The organism is Cupriavidus sp. D39, from assembly GCF_026627925.1.
Lineage (GTDB): Bacteria > Pseudomonadota > Gammaproteobacteria > Burkholderiales > Burkholderiaceae > Cupriavidus > Cupriavidus ulmosensis.
Genome location: NZ_JAPNLE010000009.1, coordinates 224,306 through 240,756, shown reverse-complemented (window position 1 = coordinate 240,756; position 16,451 = coordinate 224,306). Strand labels below are relative to the sequence as shown.

Genomic DNA, 16,451 nt, shown 5'->3' with positions numbered 1-16,451 from the left:
ACCCTTTTCCTGCACACACCATGTCCGATATCACTTCGCAGGCCTTGCTGGCCCAGTTGCTGGTTGGCCTGATCAACGGCTGCTTCTACGCCATGCTGAGCATGGGCCTGGCCATCATCTTCGGCCTGCTCAATATCATCAACTTCGCGCATGGCGCGCAGTTCATGGTTGCCGCGTTCCTCACGTGGATGGGCTTCACCCAGCTCCCCGCGTTGCTGGGCACCGAGTTCAGGATCAACTTCTGGCTGGCGCTGGTGCTGGCGCCAATCCTGGTGGGCGCCGTCAGCATCTTGCTGGAAAAGACCCTGCTCAAGCGGCTTTACCATATGGACCACCTCTACGGGCTGCTGCTCACCTTCGGCGTCTCGCTGATGCTGGAGGGATTGTTCCGGCACTTCTACGGGATCTCCGGCGCCAGCTACGATCCGCCGCCCCTGCTGCAAGGCGGCGTGGATCTTGGCTTCATGTACCTGCCGGTCTACCGCGCCTTCGTGGTGGTGTTCTCCCTGGCGATCTGCGCCGGCACCTGGTACCTGTTCGAGCGGACCAAGCTGGGTGCGCTGCTGCGCGCCGGCACGGAGAACCCCAAGCTGCTGCAGGCCTTTGGCGTCAACATCCCGTTGATGATCACGCTGACGTATGGCTTTGGCGTGGCGCTGGCGGGCGTGGCCGGGGTCATGGCGGTGCCGACCATGCAGATCAATCCGCTGATGGGATCGAACCTGCTCAACATCGTCTTTGCCGTGGTGGTGATCGGCGGGCTGGGTTCCATCCTGGGTGCCATCCTGACCGGCCTGGGCCTTGGCCTGATCGAGGGCCTGACCAAGCTGCTGTACCCGGAAGCGTCCACCGTGGTGGTGTTCGTCATCATGGCCCTGGTGCTGCTCACGCGTCCCGCCGGCCTGTTCGGCAAGGAGAATTAAGGTGAATAAGCTGAATGGTGTGAATAGTGTGAAGGGTGTGAAGGGTGTCCCTCTATCCATCCGCATCCTGCTGGTGCTGCTGGTGCCCGCCCTGCTAGCCCCCGCTTTCCCGGACATCGTCTACCCGGTGTTCATCATGAAGGTGCTTTGCTTCGGACTGTTTGCGCTCGCCTATAACCTGCTGATCGGCTTTACCGGCCTGACCTCTTTCGGGCATGCGGCGTTCTTCGGCTGGTCCGGCTACACCACCGGCATCCTGATGATCCGCCTGGCCGACAAGGGCCTGCCGGTGGAGCTGGCGATCCTGGCGGGCGTGCTGGTTGCCACGGCCATCGGGTTCATCATCGGCAGCCTGGCGATCCGCCGCACGGGCATCTATTTCTCGATGATTACGCTGGCGCTATCGCAGGTCGCGTACTTCCTGGCCGTACAGATTCCCTGGACGGGCGGCGAGGACGGCATGCAGGGCATTCCGCGCGGCAAGCTGCTGGGCTTCATCGACCTGGCGTCCGACAACCACATGTATTATTTCACCCTGGCTGTCTTCGTACTGGGCTTCCTGGCGATCCATCGCATCATCAACTCGCCGTTTGGCCAGGTACTCAAGGCGCTGCGGGACAATGCCCCCGCGCCGTCTCGCTGGGCTACGACACCGACCGCTGCAAGCTCTACGCCTTCATGCTTTCCGCAGCGCTCGCCGGGCTGGCGGGCTCGGTCAAGGCGCTGGTGCTGCAGCTCGCGTCGCTCAACGATGTCATGTTGTCGACGTCGACCGAGGTCTTGCTGATGACCTTGCTGGGCGGCCTGGGCACGGCATGGGGGCCGGTGGTCGGCGCAGCCCTGGTGGTCAGCCTGCAGAACTACCTCGCCGCGCTGGGCGGCATGGTCACCATTATCATCGGGTTCACTTTTGTTGTATGCGTGTCGTTCTTCCGGCTGGGGATCGTGGGAGAACTGCAGGCATGGCTGGAACGTCGTCAAACCAAGAGAGACAATGCATCATCCTTCCCGACCATCCGTAGCAAAGCGCCGGGCCGCTGACGTTGCATACGACGCCATTGAAGCGCTGATCTGCACCTTGCAGCTGACGCCAGGCAGCCCGGTCAACGAGGCCGAGCTGGCCGAGCTGACCGAGTTGGGCCGCACGCCCGTGCGCGAGGCACTGCTGCGCATGGTGTCCATCGGACTGATCGTGCAGCAGCCGCGGCGCGGCTTGCTGGTCTCCAATATCGACCTGGCGGATCATCTCGACGTGATCCAGACCCGCCGCGTGCTGGAACACGTCATCGCAGCATGCGCAGCGCGGCGGGCCAGCGCGGTGGAGCGCAAGGCCATCCTGGCCTGCGCGGAGCGCATGGAGAAAGCGGCGGTGCGCGGCAGGCTCGACGCCTATATGGAAGCGGACCGGGAGCTGGACGAAGTCACCCACCATGCCGCCCGCAACCATTCGGCGGTCAAGGCGGTCATTCCGCTGATCGTGCAATGCCGGCGGTTCTGGTACGCCTACCAGCACGAAGGCGAGATCAAGGAAGGCGCCCGCTTCCATATGGAACTGGCCCGGGGCATCGCCACAGGTGACGAAAAAGCCGCCCAAGCGGGAGCCGATGCGCTGCTGGACTACCTGGAGCGGTTTGCGCGCCGGGTCATCGACAACTGAGCGGTGCGGCACAGGATAAGGCGCCGCGCCAGCTTCCAGTCCGCGCCCAATGCCGCCGTGCCCAATGGCGCCCGGAGCGGAAGTTCGGCGCTCTTCAAGGCGGACACTTCTTGCGCGCCCCCACGACCAGGCCGACTGGCGGCTTTGGCCGGAGCACAGATGGGCCGTCCGACCCAGGGAGCGGACCATCGATGCGTTCTACAGCTTCCAGCCGGTCAAGGGCGGGATGCCGCGCGCCGATTTTCAGCTGATCCAGAACCCCGGCGGCGCCATGACCGCGGGCCAACGAAAATCATCGGCACGCGCGTTCATGGGGAATTTTAGGTCGTGCCTGACGTCCAATGTTGAGACCCGGAGCGCTCTGCCTTGAGCGAGCCGGGCCTGGCTTAGCTACCAAAAGAGGAAACCAAGTGGACAGTTGTTCTAGTCGACCTTTGTATCGTTTCTAGGCAAGCCATCCGTCGTTCCCCGACCGCTGTCTTGCCTGCAAGGTAAGGCAGCGGTGTCATCAGGCCATTCGGCCAGCCCCGCTCCTTTGTCGTATCCCGCCAGAACCATCTGGCGCTGTGCTGCCCTGCGAACCGCGTTACAGCGTTATGGGGCAGTGAGGAGTCGAGCATGCGCAAGATTCTCACCCCACCTGGCCGGATGCTCGCCCTCATCGCGCGGCTGGCATTCCCTTCCCTCCTCCGGGTTGACCCAGGCACCTCCAGCATGGCGTCCACAAACAGTCCGCATTCTCGGCCTTCGGATGCGCGCGCGCCACAAACCAATCGGGAATTCGCCGACGCCGCCATTCGGATAAACCGGACCCTCCAATAACAGCGCCGTGCAGGCCGCAACGCCAGCGTCACCAACGAGCAAAAGCATAAATCCCGAGGAGAACGAAAATGGCGAACTTCATTACCGACATGGCTGCCCCACCTCATCAAGAAGCGCTTGATGAGGCGCACGACGGTGACATTCGAGGCGCTCTGGGGACGATTTCCCAGCACGACACCGGCCCTCGCACCGGATGGCGCCAAAGGCTCAACACGCTACTCGCCATTCTTGGCCCCGGCCTCATTGTCATGGTGGGAGACAATGATGCTGGGGCCTTCGGTACCTATGCGCAGGCGGGGCAGAACTACGGCACGACGCTCTTGTGGACGCTGCTGTTGTTGATACCCGTGCTCTACGTCAATCAGGAGATGGTGGTGCGACTCGGCGCCGTGGCCCGCGTGGGTCATGCTCGGCTCATCTTCGAGCGCTTCGGCAGGCTATGGGGCAGCTTCAGCGTCATCGACCTGTTTCTCGTCAACGCGCTGACACTGGTGACCGAGTTCATTGGCATCAGCCTCGCGCTGGAGTACCTGGGAATCCCCCGCAGCTGGGGCGTTTGCGCTTCGGCGCTGCTCGTGATGCTGGCCGCTTCGACCGGAGATTTCCGGCGCTTCGAGCGGTTCGCCATGGGTCTTGTCGCCGGGAGCCTGACACTGATTCCTGTATTCCTGCTGGTGCACCCCGCCCTAGGCCAGGTCGCGCGAGGCTTCTTCGTCCCGGCCATGCCAGCGCATGCGCCACTGAGCGAGGTCATGCTGCTGATCATCGCTATCGTCGGCACCACAGTGGCACCATGGCAACTCTTCTTTCAGCAGAGCTACGTCATTGACAAGCGGATTACGACACGCTTCATCGGCTATGAGCAGACCGATCTCTGGCTGGGCATTGCACTCGTCATCGCTGGCGCGGTGGCCATGATTGCCTTCAGCGCCGAGGCGTTTCGCGGCACGGCCGGATTCGGAAACTACACCGACGCGCTGGGTACTGCCGTCGGGCTCGAGAAGCATTCGGGCCGGCTGACCGGCGTTCTGTTCGCCATCGCTTTGCTGGACGCGAGCATCATCGGCGCCTGCGCCGTCTCCCTGTCAACGGCGTATGCGTTGGGAGATGTCTTTGCCGTGCGCCATTCCCTGCACAGCAAGCCAGCGCAAGCCAAGGGCTTCTACGCCGTCTACTTCGGGCTAACCCTGCTGGCAGCCGGTCTGGTGCTGACGCCTGGCGTGCCGCTAGGGCTGCTCACCAATGCGGTCCAGTCCCTGGCTGGCATTCTCCTGCCCAGTGCCACGGTGTTCCTGCTGTTGCTTTGCAATGACAAAGCTGTGCTCGGGCCGTGGGTCAATGGGCGCTGGACGAACTTGTTCACGGGCACGGTGGTGGCGGGCCTGGTCACGCTCTCCATCATCCTGACGGCATCGGTGCTATTCCCGCAGATCGGCGAGCGGGAGATTCTGGGCATCTTGGTGGGGGAGCCATGCTCGCGCTGATCGTGTCGGTACTGGCTAAACTCTATGAGAAGCACCATGCGTCCGGGGAAACTCCCGCGAAGTTGCCATATGTGGCTGACCGGGCCAGCTGGACCATGCCTCCTCTGGAGGCGTTGCCTGCGCCGAGGCTTACGCTACTGAACAAGGTATGGATGTTCGTGTTGCGAGGCTACCTGCTTGTGGCAGCCGGGTTGGTCCTGGTCCGCATCGTCAATCTGGTAACGGCTTAGTGCTGGATACGCACCCATCGTTTTGCCTGGGGTGCCATGCCGCAGGCGATTCGTGTGGTCATGTTCCTGGGAGATATGCCATGCATAGCGCACAAGCCATTGCCACGATCGAGGCCAATGCCCCCAACTACCTGGTGAGCCTTCAGGTAGACAACCATGTTCTCACGGGTGACGAACCGGCAAAGCTTGGCGGCGCAGACCGTGGCCCCGAGCCGTTTGCGTTTGTTCTTTGCGGGCTCGTTTCGTGCACGGCGGCCACACTGAAGATGTACGCTGAGCGCAAGAAATGGGACCTCGGGCAAATACGTGTCTTTGCCACCTTCGAGCAACTCGGTCATGTCCGTTTCATCCTCCGGGAAGTCTCGGTGGATGGCAAACTTGGTGAAGCTGAACGTGCCCAACTTGCCGAGCTCTGTGAGCGAACCCCGGTGACATTGTTCTTGAAGGGCACCACAAGCATAGAAACGATACTCCAGTAGAAGGCAAGCCTCGGCCTGTTCGCCCGTGCGGCTTCAAAGCGCCTTCAATGCGGAAATTCGTGAATCGTACAATTTCCTGGCACAAGCGACATCCTGGCATTCGTTGCGTGCTTTGAGCCATTCGACCTGAGCGCTTTGTATAGCTTCTTTGTCAGGCGCGAAGAGCTTTGCCGCGGCGTAAGCGTTACCGAGCACTACGTCCAACTGAGCCAACTGAGGGTCGCTGCAGATCAGGGATTCTGCCGCCGTTGATGCCTTGGCACAGTCGAACGAGGGTCGACCGGTCGCCAGCGCCGTGAGTTCTCGCTCGCACGAGCGCGTTGCGCCGGCAGCAGCCAACTCCATCGTGGCTTGCTGTTGTTCCGCGCTTGGTTGCCGTTCCGGGGCCTGGTTGCCGACGGATGCCTTATACCGGCGTTTATAGATCTCCATCTTCGTCGCCTGGCAATCACGGAGCCGATCTTCTGACGGTGCGACAGCAGCCTGAACACCGTCTTTGGCGCTATTCAGGGGCGTGGCGGGTGCATTTGGCGCAGGGGCCAGGGTCGGGCCGATCCTCTGGGGAGGCGCACTGCTTGCCAGTTCGGCTGCTGCCTTATCCTTTAGCGATTCGCGCTGCGTGGATAGCGCTTGCTCCTGCTCCTTGTAGATATTGGCAATGCGGTTCTTGTCATCGACGCCGATCTTTCGAATGAATGAGAGATCGACGGACTCGCCATCGTTCAGTATCAACGCGAGATGAAATGTCGTCTTGCTTGCGTCCCATACTCGACGCAGCGTCCAGACCACCTCCTTGTTCGTTTCCTTGAGGGTCACGAGGAGATTTGCTGTTTCTGACTGCGTGTCGACATCCCCCAAGCGGGCGGCAATGGGCGTGTCGTCGGCAATCACCTGCAGGGTCTTGTTCTGGCCATCATAGGCGAGCGTGAGGACGCCAATGCTGCGCGCTGACCACACGCCTGAGATGTCACCCAGGAAGGCCGTTGTCTTGACGGTTGCGGGATCGGGTGCGGCAGTCGTCTGACTGGGTCCATTGGACTGGCCGCATCCCACCAGGGCGACACTAAAAAAACAAGAGACACGGCCAGAAGTCCCCCGGTTGCGAACCTGCGCGACATCGATCTGCCCATAAATCACCCGGATGTTGTTTGAGTGCTTGAGTGCTTGAGTGCTTGAATCATTGCGGCCAAGACTGAACAGGCTCCTCCACGCCGAGCTTAGGCGCAAATCGGATGACGGCGCCGCCAAATACGGTTGAGGGATCTGGCGGGAAGCGGCCGGACAGTGTCGGATGACTGCTGGAAGAAGTCGCAATCGACCTGCCCGGCCCACGACCCAGCGCCCCGCCTTGGCGCCCCCTGCTTGAACGCCCTCGATCGTTCCGGTGCCTCTGTCCACGGTGATCGGCAATTCCCAACCCGCTGGCCATGCGTCAGCGGGCCTGCTATGTGCTGGCAAATCGATGCAAGCACGAGGCATAATCGTGAAAACTGTGAAACTGGTTTCACCGAGACTTATCCTCCTTATGCCGCGCCCTGTGACTCAGCCCAAGTCCACCTCGAAACCCGCAGGGAAACTCACCATTCAGGACGTTGCCGCCTATGCGGGGGTATCGAAAGCCACCGTTTCGCGCTATCTGAACCGGGGCGGCGAGCAGTTGTCCGCCGACGTGGAGGCGCGCGTCGCCGCGGCCGTACGCGCGCTGGGCTATAGCCCGAGTCCCATGGCGCAGGCGCTAAAGCGTGGCAAGTCACGCCTGATCGGGCTGGTGGTGGCGGATGTCTCCAACTCGTTCTCGGTGGCCGTGCTCCGTGGCGTGGAAAAGGCCTGCCGGGACGCGGGCTACATGGTGATGCTGTTCAATCTCGGCAATGACGAGCAACTGGAGCGCGAAGCCATTCGCTCGCTGTCGGCCTACCGGGTCGAAGGCTTCATCCTGCACACGCTGGGCCACGACGCCGGTGCCCTCGCCGATGCCGCGCAGTTGGGCAAACCGGTGGTGCTGGTCGACCGTAAGGTTGGCGACGCGGAGGTCGACCTGGTCGCCCTGGACAACCTTTCCGCGGTCCAGGCGGCTGCCGGGCACCTGCTCGAAGCCGGCTACCGGCACCTGCTCTTCATCAGCGAGCCAATCAAGGCGATCAGCTCGCGCAACGAGCGGGCCCGTGCCTTCCAGAACTTCATCGCGGAGCAGGCGGACTCGCTGAGCGGGACCGTTTTCGAAGCCCGTACCAGCGATGACGATGGCCTGGATGAAGCGTTGCGCGCCCTGCGCCGTGGTGCCGGCAAGGCGCCCATAGCCGTACTGGCGGCCAACGCGGTGATCTCGCTACGCGTGGCCGGCGCAGCAGCCAGACTGGGGTGGCAACTCGGCGTCGACCTCGGCCTGATCGGTTTCGACGATCCGGAATGGGCCGCCCTGGTCGGCCCCGGCCTGAGCACCATTTCCCAGCCGACCGACGATATCGGACGCGTCGCTACCAACTGCCTGATCGAGCGCCTGCAAGGCGCGCAGCTTGCGCCGCGCCAGGTCCTGTTGCCCGGGACCCTGGTCAAGCGCGGGTCGACACGCCGCGGCTGACAGGAACCCTGCAGTGGTTCCTTGCCGCGCGCCGGCGTAACGAGCGCCCGCCCTCTCCCCAGCCCCTCTCCCGCGCGCGGGAGAGGGGAGCACGACAACGCAGATCCGGCTTGGTCAGCAAGCGAAGGCTGCCGCTTAGGCAGCCTCAGACTGCTGACGGACCTGAAGCATTAGCCGAAGCCGCCGAACGGGCCAAATCCGCGCGCCATGACGACTGTCTCTCCCTCTCCCCTCAGGGGGAGAGGGCCGGGGAGAGGGGTGGCTTAGCTAGGAGCCACTTCAAGCGAAGCCCGCGGTGTTTTCCAGCACGACAGCGTAACCACTCCCCCGCTCCCCCGCTCCGACCCCTAAGGGTTTCCACCGCTAGAGATCTGAAACCGGTTTCCTATAATTCTGAAACCGGTTTCAGAACCGTATTTGCCGAGCGCTGCGACGCCAGCGACACATTCCACAGAACGTGCAGGAGACATAGATGAATATCCAACGCTTGTTGCGCCACATGGCCGCGCCCGTGCTCACGTTGCTGGTCCTGGCGAGCGCCTCGATCGGGGTCCAGGCACAGACCGTCGCCGAGATCGTCAAGCGGGGCAAGGTCACCATCGGCGTGGTGACCGGTGCGCCGCCCTTCGGCACCACGGACGCCACCGGCAAGCCCGCCGGCTATGACGTCGATGTGGCCAACCTGCTGGGCAAATACCTTGGCGTGCCGGTCGATATCGTGCCGCTCACTTCGCCCAGCCGGATTCCGGCGCTGGAAGCCGGCAAGGTCGATTTCCTGGTCGCTACCTTGGCGCCGACGCCCGAGCGGGCGCGGGCCATCATGTTCAGCTCGCCCTACAGCGCCTTCGAGCTGACCCTCTTCGCGCCTGTCGCGGCCAAGTACGCCAAGCTGGCCGAACTTGGGAAGAAGAAGGTTGGCGTGACACGCGGCACCACGCAGGACACGGCATTGACCCGGCTGGCCGTGCCGGGCATGAATGTCGTCCGCTTCGAGGATGACGCCACCTGCGCGCAAGCGTTGATCAGCAACCAGGTCGACGCCATCGCCCTGCCCAGCACCACCGGCAACGAGATCATGAAGGCACGCGGCGCCGGCAAGTTCGACGCCAAGTTCGCCTTCTCGGTACAACCGAACTCGATGGCCGTGCGCAAGGACGCCTTCGAGCTGCGCCAGTGGCTCAACACCACCATCTCCTACGTCAAGCTCAATGGCGAACTCGACGCCATTGCACAGAAGTGGACCGGCAAGCCACTGCCCGCGCTGCAGACGTTCTGAACCCGGCAAGCCCGACGTTGCGCGCCAGCGCCAGCCGGCGCGCCAGGAGACCCGCATGAACTACCAATTTGAATGGACCCCGGTGTTGTCGCAGCTGGATCGCTTCGCGGAGGGCGCGGCCATGACGCTGGCGCTCAGCTTCGGCTCGATCCTGCTAGGCACCCTGGTCGGTACAGCCGGCGCCATTGCCGCCGCTTTCGGCGGTCCCTGGCTCCAGCGCGCCGCCAGGGCGTACGTCGAGGCCATCCGCAACACGCCGTTCCTGATCCAGCTCTTCATCATCTTCTTCGGCTTGCCTACCGTCGGCCTGCAGATCGATGCCATCACCGCAGCGGTGATTGCCATGACCGTCAACCTCGGCGCCTACTCGACCGAGATCATCCGGGCCGGCCTGCAGGCGGTTCACCGCTCGCAACTCGAAGCCGCCGCGGCGCTGGGCATGACGCGCTGGCAACTGATCCGCCACGTCGCCCTGGTGCCGGCCTTCGAGAAGGTCTATCCGGCACTGACCAGCCAGTTCACGCTGATGATGCTGACCTCAAGCGTAGTGTCGGCGATTTCGGTGGAAGAGTTGACGGCGGTCGCAAGCCAGATCGATTCGCAGACCTTCCGCACCTTCGAGAGCTACATCCTCGTCATGTTCATCTATATCGGGCTGGCCCTGCTGTTGCGCGCCATGTTCGCCCTGATCGGCAATCTCGTTTTCAGGCGGCGCCGCGTGGTGGCACGCGCTAGAAAGGTCGCGCGCACTGCCCGCGTTCAGCCCATGGCGCATGCGCAGCTGACGCCGGCGGTTGCAGGGAGCGCAAAATGATCACCGAGTTCTCCTGGAATCATCTTGAAATCCTGCTCCTGGCAGCACGCTGGACGCTGTGGGTGACCTTGCTGGCCGCTATCGGCGGCACGCTGGCCGGTTTCATGGTGGCGCTGGCGCGCACCTCGAGAAGCGCCTTCCTACGCCTCGCCAGCACGGTCTATATCCAGGTCGTGCAAGGCACGCCCGTGCTGATCGTGCTGTTCCTGAGCTACTACGGCCTCTCCGTGCTTGGCCTCAAGCTGTCGCCGATGGTCGCGGCCATGCTGGCGATGTCGATCTACGCCAGCGCCTATCTTGGCGAGATCTGGCGCGGCTCCATCGAGGCCGTGCCGCAAGGGCAGTGGGAGGCCAGCGAAGCGCTCGCCCTCACCCGCTGGCAGCAACTGCGCTTCGTCGTGCTGCCGCAAGCCGTCCGGCTGGCCCTGCCGCCCACGGTGGGCTTCTCGGTCCAGCTGGTCAAGAACACCTCGATCACTTCCATCATCGGCGTCATCGAACTGACCCGCGCCGGCCAACTGATCAACAACGCGACCTTCCAGCCCTTCGCGGTCTTCGTCGTCGTCGCACTTATCTACTTCGCGCTTTGCTTCCCGCTTTCGTCGGCAGCAAGGCGCATGGAAAGGAGGCTCCATGCCCATCGTTGAAGCACGAGACGTGCACAAGTCGTACGGCCCCGTCGAAGTCCTGAAGGGCGTGTCGTTTGCTATCGAACCGGGCCAGGTGGTCGCCATCATCGGCCGCAGCGGCTCCGGCAAGAGCACCATGCTGCGGTGCCTGAACGGGCTGGAGGCGATCAACGCCGGCAATATCACGGTCGCTGGCCACAAGCTGGATCACGACAGGAAGCGATTGCTCGACCTGCGCCGCGACGTAGGCATGGTATTCCAGAGCTACAACCTCTTTCCGCACCTGACCGTGGGCGAGAACATCGCGCTGGCGCCGTCCATCGTGAAAAAGATGGCCGCGGGCAAGATCGACGGCATCGTCGATCAGGTGCTGACCCAGGTCGGCCTGCTGGACAAGAAGGACTGCTACCCCGAGCAGCTCTCGGGCGGCCAGCAGCAGCGCGTGGCCATCGCCCGTTCGCTGGCGATGGAACCGAAGGTGATGCTGTTTGACGAGGTGACCTCCGCGCTCGATCCGGAGCTGACGGCGGAAGTGCTGCGTGTGATGGAAAACCTGGCCGCCTCCGGCATGACCATGGTGCTGGTGACGCATGAGATGGAGTTCGCGCACCGCATGGCGCATACCACCATCTTCATGCACCAGGGCAAGGTGCATGAGGCGGGCCCGTCAAAGGCGCTGTTCGCACAGCCGCGGACACCGGAACTGCAGCAATTCCTGAGCGCTGGAGCACTGAAATGACCCAGCGCCAACAAGGTAGCTCTTCCCCGCCGCCGGTGCTGATTTCGCTCACCGCCTATGGCGCCGACCTCGCCCGCCGCGACGGACAGGCCGCGCTGGCGCGGATTGCCGCGGCAGCAGGCGCGGACGGCGTGGAATACCGCGGCGAACTCCAGCGCGGCCACAACGATGAAGTCAGGGAACAGCGCGAGGTCGCCGAGCAGCACGGGCTGGCCGTGGTCTGGTCGAGCCCGGAAGGCCTCTGGAGCGAAACCGGCAGCCTCGATGCCGCCGCGCTCGACCGGGCCTTCACGACGGCGCTGGCGATCGGTGCCACCCGGGTCAAGATGTCGCTGGGCGGCTACCGCGAAGGCACGGCGCTTGAAGGGTTGCTCCCTTGGTTGCGCCACGACGGCATCGAACTCGTCGTGGAGAACGACCAGACCGCCCGTGCCGGCACCGTACCGCCGCTGCGCGACTTCCTCGCGCGTGCCACGGCCCTCGGCAAGCGCGTGCCGATGACCTTCGATATGGGTAACTGGCACTGGACGGGCGAGGATCCGCTCGATGCCGCGCAGGCCTTCGCCGCCCAGGTCGGCTACGTGCACTGCAAGGCGTGCTGCGCACGCCTGCCAAGTGGATCGCGGTGCCGCTGGACCAATCGGCGGCCCCGTGGCGCAGCGTATTGCGCCGCCTGCCCGCCGACGTTGCGCGCGCCATTGAGTTTCCGCTGCAAGGGCAAGACCTGGAAGACCTGGTGCGGGTCACGCGTAGTCATGTCGAACTGCTGCGCTCGGTGGAGATCCCCGCATGAGCCCCGATCTTGACGTCGGTCTTGACGTGGTAACGCTGGGCGAGGCGATGCTGATGCTGGTGGCCGGCGAAGCCGGGCCGCTCGAAGGCGTGCAGACCTTTCACAAGCGCACCGCAGGTGCCGAGACCAATGTGGCCATTGGCCTGTCGCGCCTGGGCCTGAAGGTCGGCTGGGCCAGCCGCCTGGGCGATGATTCGATGGCGCGCTACCTGCTCGGTGAAATGCGCCGGGAAGGCGTGGATTGCAGCCAGGTGGTGTGCGAGCCCGGCGAGCGCACGGGTTTTCAGTTCAAGGGCCGGGTCGACGACGGCAGTGATCCGCCCGTCGAGTACCATCGCCGCGGCTCGGCGGCGAGCCGCATGCACCCTGCTCACATCGACGACAGGTGGCTGCGGCGCTCACGGCACCTGCACGTCACCGGCGTGTTCCCTGCGCTCGCCGAAGGCACGCAGGCCGCCACGCGCCAGGCCATCTCCACCATGCGGGCTGCCGGCCGCACGATCTCGTTCGATCCCAATTTGCGGCCCGCCTTGTGGGCCACGCCCGAGATGATGCGCGAGACGCTGAACGACCTGGCGCAACAGTGCGACTGGGTGCTGCCCGGCATCGAGGAAGGCCGCTTCCTCACCGGGCAAGCCGAGCCGGAACGCATTGCCGCCTTCTACCGTGAACGCGGTGCCAGGCTGGTAGTCGTGAAGCTGGGCGCAGACGGCGCCTACTTCGATGGCGAGGCCGGCACCGGCCATGTCCCGGCGTTCAGCGTCAAGCGTGTTGTCGACACCGTCGGCGCCGGCGATGGCTTTGCCGTGGGCGTCATCAGCGCGCTGCTGGAAGGCCGGCCGGTGGCCGACGCCGTCCGGCGAGGCGCATGGATCGGCGCGCGGGCGGTGCAGGTACGGGGCGATACGGAAGGCCTGCCGACCCGTGCCCTGCTGGCTGCCGCCAGCCTGTGAAACCACAGCAAGGATTTCCTATGCGCAAGAATGTTCTGGTGTTCCGTCCCATTCCGCATGACCTGCTCGCCAGGATCGAGTCGGAGCATGACGTGATCGTCGCCGACCCGCGCCAGCCGGCACAGCAGCCGGCCTTTCGCGCCGCGCTGGCAACCGCCCACGGCCTGATCGGCTCCAGCGTCAAGCTCGGCGCGGCCGAACTGGCCGACGCCGGCCAGCTGGAGGTGATTTCGAGTATCTCGGTGGGGGTCGACAACTATGACCTTGCCTGCTTGCGCCGGCGCGGGATTGCGCTGTGCCATACACCCGGCGTACTCACCGAAACCACCGCAGACACCGTCTTTGCGCTCATCATGGCAACCAGCCGCCGCCTGGTCGAACTTGCCGCCCATGTACGCGAAGGCCGATGGGCTGCCAATATCGGTGAGAACCTGTTCGGCTGGGACGTCCACGGCAAGACCCTGGCGATCCTCGGCTTCGGGCGCATCGGCCAGGCGGTGGCGCGCCGCGCAGCGCTTGGCTTCGGCATGGAAGTGTTCTACGTCAACGAGATTGCCGGGGAACCGCCCGATCTCGTGGGACGCGCCACCCGGACGGACCTCGACGACGCCTTGCGGCGGGCCGATGTCGTCGCCGTCACGCTGCCCCTGACCGAGAGCACGCGCGGCTTGATGGGCCGGCGCGAGTTCGCGCTGATGAAACCGGGCGCCATCTTTGTCAACGGTGCCCGCGGCCAGATCGTGCAGGAAGGCGCGCTGCTCGATGCGCTCGACAGCGGCCACCTGCGCGCGGCCGGGCTCGACGTCTTCGCCACCGAGCCGCTGCCGCTGGATTCGCCGCTGCGCAGCCATCCGCGGGTGACAGCCCTGCCCCATATCGGCTCGGCCACGCACGAGACCCGTCGCGCCATGGCCGAACTGGCCACCCGCAATCTGCTGGACGCGCTGGCCGGCCGGCCACCCGCCGCGCGCTTCGATCTGTCAGCCCATGCCGCCTAGGCCGCGGTCCAATTTTCCCCGCAAGGACAATCCGCAATGCCCCGTTCCATTCCCACGCTGTGCGGCTCGATCATGGGCGAGCCCTTCACTTTCAACGTGCGCATCCACAACGCTGCCTATCGGGCGCTCGAGATCGACTACACCTTTGTGTGCTTCGGCGTGCAGGACGTGCCTGGCGCCGTGCAGTCGATCCGGGCGCTGGGCGTGCGCGGCATGAACGTGTCGATGCCGCACAAGCAGGCCGTCATCCCCCACCTCGACCGGCTCGACGAGACCGCGCGCGCCATTGGCGCGGTCAATACCATCAACAATATCGATGGCGTGCTGACCGGTTACAACACCGATTGCATCGGTGCCGTGCGTGCCTTCGAGGAAGTGACCGAGCTAGCGGGCAAGCGCATCGCGCTGCTTGGCGCTGGCGGCGCCGCGCGTGCCATGGCCTACGGCTTGGTTGAGGCCGGCGCCGCAGTGACCGTGTTCAATCGCACCGCGGCGCGCGGCGAGGAACTGGCCGCCTCGCTTGGCCTGCGCTTCGGTGGCGCCTTGGCCGACTTCCGTGCGGCAGACTTCGACATGCTCGCCAACGCGACGGCCGCCGGCTTTCGCGCACCCGATGTCAACCCTGTCACGGGGCAACTCGCATCCCATTTGATTGTCATGGATGCTGCGTTTATCCCGGTCAGGAGCAAACTGATCCGGGATGCCGCCGCGCTTGGCTGTCGCACCATCGACGGCACGCGCATGATGTTGCACCAGGCATGTGCCCAGGTGGAGTTCTACACCGGCTGTGCACGCGCGCCGATCGAGGCGATGGAGGCGGCGCTGCTCGAGGAGATCGCACGCCTGTCTTAGAACCTATCGTCCAGCTCAAGGGGGCGATCGCGGACGGCAAGCAGCAGGCGGCGGGCAAATCGCGTCTGTTGAAGATTGGCTTTCTCGGCGGCGGGCTCTATGAACGGCACCAGCCGTTGGTTTCCGAATCCAGGGCCGCGCACCCCGAGTAGGTTGGGGGAAGTGTGCGATGTGTATTGCTTGTGGCCCGCTGACGCGGGGGTGTCTCTTGTGGGCGGGGTTTTCATGCTTCTAGCTGCTGATGCAGAATAGCGTGAGTGGGCGATGTTTTAGCGCTTCTAGCTGCTGATGCAGAATAGCGTGAGTGGGCGATGTTTTAGCGTTTCTAGCTGCTGATGCGGAATAGCGTGAGTGGGCGATGTTTTAGCGCTTCTAGCTGCTGATGCGGAATAGCGTGAGTGGGCGATGTTTTAGCGCTTCTAGCTGCTGATTCAGAATAGCGTGAGTGGGCGATGTTTTAGCGCTTCTAGCTGCTGTCGCGGCTGTACGGTGTTGGCCGTTTTAGAACGTGTGAGATGTCACTTTTCTTTACTCGTAAAGAAAAGTAACCAAAAGAAAGCGATCCTTGCAGGAGGCTGGCGTGTCGGGGTTGCGCAGCCCAATGGTTTCGTCGTCAGGCCCCGGGTTTTAATTAACTCGTGCCGTTACCAGTTTAGACCACCACGACGCTGCGAATGCCCGGGGATTCGTGGTGGCCCCCACCGGTAGCCACCACCACATGTTTCATGCCGTCTGTCGCTCGCGGCGCGGGTGGCCACGAAGTTGCAAGCGTCCCGTTTCCGTCGTGGGCGCGGTGGCACCGAAAAATAATTCCGGGGAGATTACCACCGCGCCCACCCCACCACGAAACCATCACGGCGTGATATATCGTGATGCTCCGATCCGGTACCGGCAGATGGGCGAATGGGCAGGGATGCTGCTACCGGGGGCCTCACCACGAAACCAGCGTCATTAACAGGATCGTGGCCTTTTAAACCGGTAACGGCACGAGTTAATTAAAACCCGGGGCCGTACGACGAAATCATTGGGGTTCCCAATGACGCCACGCCAGCCTCCTGCAAGGATCGCTTTCTTTGGTTACTTTTCTTTACGAGTAAAGAAAAGTGACATCTCACACGTTCTAAATCGGCCAACACCGTACAGCCGCGACAGCAGCTAGAAGCGCTAAAACATCGCCCACTCATGCTATTCTGCATCAGCAGCTAGAAGCATCAAAACCCC

Annotated in this window: 12 protein-coding genes and 3 pseudogenes; 14 read left to right on the top strand and 1 reads right to left on the bottom strand. The window is 63.7% G+C overall.

The genetic code is table 11. The features are described 5' to 3' along the window. The first annotated feature begins 20 nt into the window (after window positions 1-20). The 5 genes and pseudogenes from OMK73_RS12665 (at window position 21) to OMK73_RS12645 (ending at window position 5,595) form a co-directional block, all read left to right on the top strand. Window positions 21-923 (top strand): branched-chain amino acid ABC transporter permease, encoded by a 903-nt coding sequence (locus OMK73_RS12665; protein ID WP_267602366.1) that lies wholly within the window; start codon window positions 21-23, stop codon window positions 921-923. A 37-nt stretch (window positions 924-960) separates the two neighbouring features. Next, window positions 961-1,964, top strand: a pseudogene (locus OMK73_RS12660) (branched-chain amino acid ABC transporter permease). Continuing rightward, window positions 1,918-2,580: a GntR family transcriptional regulator gene (locus OMK73_RS12655; protein WP_267602365.1), complete on the top strand. Its 663-nt coding sequence runs from the start codon at window positions 1,918-1,920 to the stop codon at window positions 2,578-2,580. The pseudogene OMK73_RS12660 and the gene OMK73_RS12655 overlap by 47 nt, the downstream one beginning before the upstream one ends. A gap of 890 nt (window positions 2,581-3,470) precedes the next feature. Then, window positions 3,471-5,116, top strand: a pseudogene (locus OMK73_RS12650) (NRAMP family divalent metal transporter). Window positions 5,117-5,196: 80 nt separating this feature from the next. After that, window positions 5,197-5,595: an OsmC family protein gene (locus OMK73_RS12645; protein WP_267602364.1), complete on the top strand. Its 399-nt coding sequence runs from the start codon at window positions 5,197-5,199 to the stop codon at window positions 5,593-5,595. A 33-nt stretch (window positions 5,596-5,628) separates the two neighbouring features. Here OMK73_RS12645 and OMK73_RS12640 read toward each other — a convergent pair whose 3' ends face one another. Continuing rightward, the gene (locus tag OMK73_RS12640; protein ID WP_267602363.1) at window positions 5,629-6,993 is read right to left on the bottom strand and encodes a lysozyme inhibitor LprI family protein; all 1,365 of its coding nucleotides are present in this window, start codon (window positions 6,991-6,993) and stop codon (window positions 5,629-5,631) included. A gap of 127 nt (window positions 6,994-7,120) precedes the next feature. On the opposite strand from OMK73_RS12640, the gene OMK73_RS12635 reads away from it, so the two are divergent. From OMK73_RS12635 to OMK73_RS12595, 9 genes and pseudogenes are all read left to right on the top strand, one after another. Then, window positions 7,121-8,176, top strand: a complete 1,056-nt coding sequence (locus tag OMK73_RS12635) for a substrate-binding domain-containing protein (protein ID WP_267606348.1) — start codon at window positions 7,121-7,123, stop codon at window positions 8,174-8,176. A gap of 472 nt (window positions 8,177-8,648) precedes the next feature. After that, on the top strand, window positions 8,649-9,452 hold the full coding sequence (locus tag OMK73_RS12630; protein WP_267602362.1) for a transporter substrate-binding domain-containing protein: 804 nt from the start codon (window positions 8,649-8,651) through the stop codon (window positions 9,450-9,452). A 55-nt stretch (window positions 9,453-9,507) separates the two neighbouring features. Next, the gene (locus OMK73_RS12625; RefSeq protein ID WP_267602361.1) at window positions 9,508-10,266 is read left to right on the top strand and encodes an amino acid ABC transporter permease; all 759 of its coding nucleotides are present in this window, start codon (window positions 9,508-9,510) and stop codon (window positions 10,264-10,266) included. After that, window positions 10,263-10,913: an amino acid ABC transporter permease gene (locus OMK73_RS12620; protein WP_267602360.1), complete on the top strand. Its 651-nt coding sequence runs from the start codon at window positions 10,263-10,265 to the stop codon at window positions 10,911-10,913. The genes OMK73_RS12625 and OMK73_RS12620 overlap by 4 nt, the downstream gene beginning before the upstream one ends. Beyond that, window positions 10,900-11,634: an amino acid ABC transporter ATP-binding protein gene (locus OMK73_RS12615; RefSeq protein WP_267602359.1), complete on the top strand. Its 735-nt coding sequence runs from the start codon at window positions 10,900-10,902 to the stop codon at window positions 11,632-11,634. The genes OMK73_RS12620 and OMK73_RS12615 overlap by 14 nt, the downstream gene beginning before the upstream one ends. Then, window positions 11,631-12,427 (top strand): annotated as a pseudogene (locus OMK73_RS12610) (sugar phosphate isomerase/epimerase family protein). Before OMK73_RS12615 ends, OMK73_RS12610 begins: the two are co-directional and overlap by 4 nt. Continuing rightward, window positions 12,424-13,380: a sugar kinase gene (locus tag OMK73_RS12605; RefSeq protein WP_267602358.1), complete on the top strand. Its 957-nt coding sequence runs from the start codon at window positions 12,424-12,426 to the stop codon at window positions 13,378-13,380. The pseudogene OMK73_RS12610 and the gene OMK73_RS12605 overlap by 4 nt, the downstream one beginning before the upstream one ends. A gap of 20 nt (window positions 13,381-13,400) precedes the next feature. Continuing rightward, entirely contained in the window at window positions 13,401-14,378 is a 978-nt protein-coding gene (locus tag OMK73_RS12600) for a 2-hydroxyacid dehydrogenase (protein ID WP_267602357.1), read from the top strand. Between the two features lie 36 nt (window positions 14,379-14,414). Continuing rightward, window positions 14,415-15,230, top strand: coding sequence for a shikimate dehydrogenase family protein (locus tag OMK73_RS12595; RefSeq protein ID WP_267602356.1), 816 nt, complete (start codon window positions 14,415-14,417; stop codon window positions 15,228-15,230). Window positions 15,231-16,451 lie beyond the last annotated feature (1,221 nt).

Coding starts and splice junctions, on each gene's coding strand:
- OMK73_RS12635 (WP_267606348.1), top strand. CDS start 7,121: ATGCCGCGCCCTGTGACTCAGCCCAAGTCCACCTCGAAACCCGCAGGG.
- OMK73_RS12665 (WP_267602366.1), top strand. CDS start 21: ATGTCCGATATCACTTCGCAGGCCTTGCTGGCCCAGTTGCTGGTTGGC.
- OMK73_RS12605 (WP_267602358.1), top strand. CDS start 12,424: ATGAGCCCCGATCTTGACGTCGGTCTTGACGTGGTAACGCTGGGCGAG.
- OMK73_RS12595 (WP_267602356.1), top strand. CDS start 14,415: ATGCCCCGTTCCATTCCCACGCTGTGCGGCTCGATCATGGGCGAGCCC.
- OMK73_RS12655 (WP_267602365.1), top strand. CDS start 1,918: ATGCATCATCCTTCCCGACCATCCGTAGCAAAGCGCCGGGCCGCTGAC.
- OMK73_RS12600 (WP_267602357.1), top strand. CDS start 13,401: ATGCGCAAGAATGTTCTGGTGTTCCGTCCCATTCCGCATGACCTGCTC.
- OMK73_RS12620 (WP_267602360.1), top strand. CDS start 10,263: ATGATCACCGAGTTCTCCTGGAATCATCTTGAAATCCTGCTCCTGGCA.
- OMK73_RS12615 (WP_267602359.1), top strand. CDS start 10,900: ATGCCCATCGTTGAAGCACGAGACGTGCACAAGTCGTACGGCCCCGTC.
- OMK73_RS12645 (WP_267602364.1), top strand. CDS start 5,197: ATGCATAGCGCACAAGCCATTGCCACGATCGAGGCCAATGCCCCCAAC.
- OMK73_RS12630 (WP_267602362.1), top strand. CDS start 8,649: ATGAATATCCAACGCTTGTTGCGCCACATGGCCGCGCCCGTGCTCACG.
- OMK73_RS12625 (WP_267602361.1), top strand. CDS start 9,508: ATGAACTACCAATTTGAATGGACCCCGGTGTTGTCGCAGCTGGATCGC.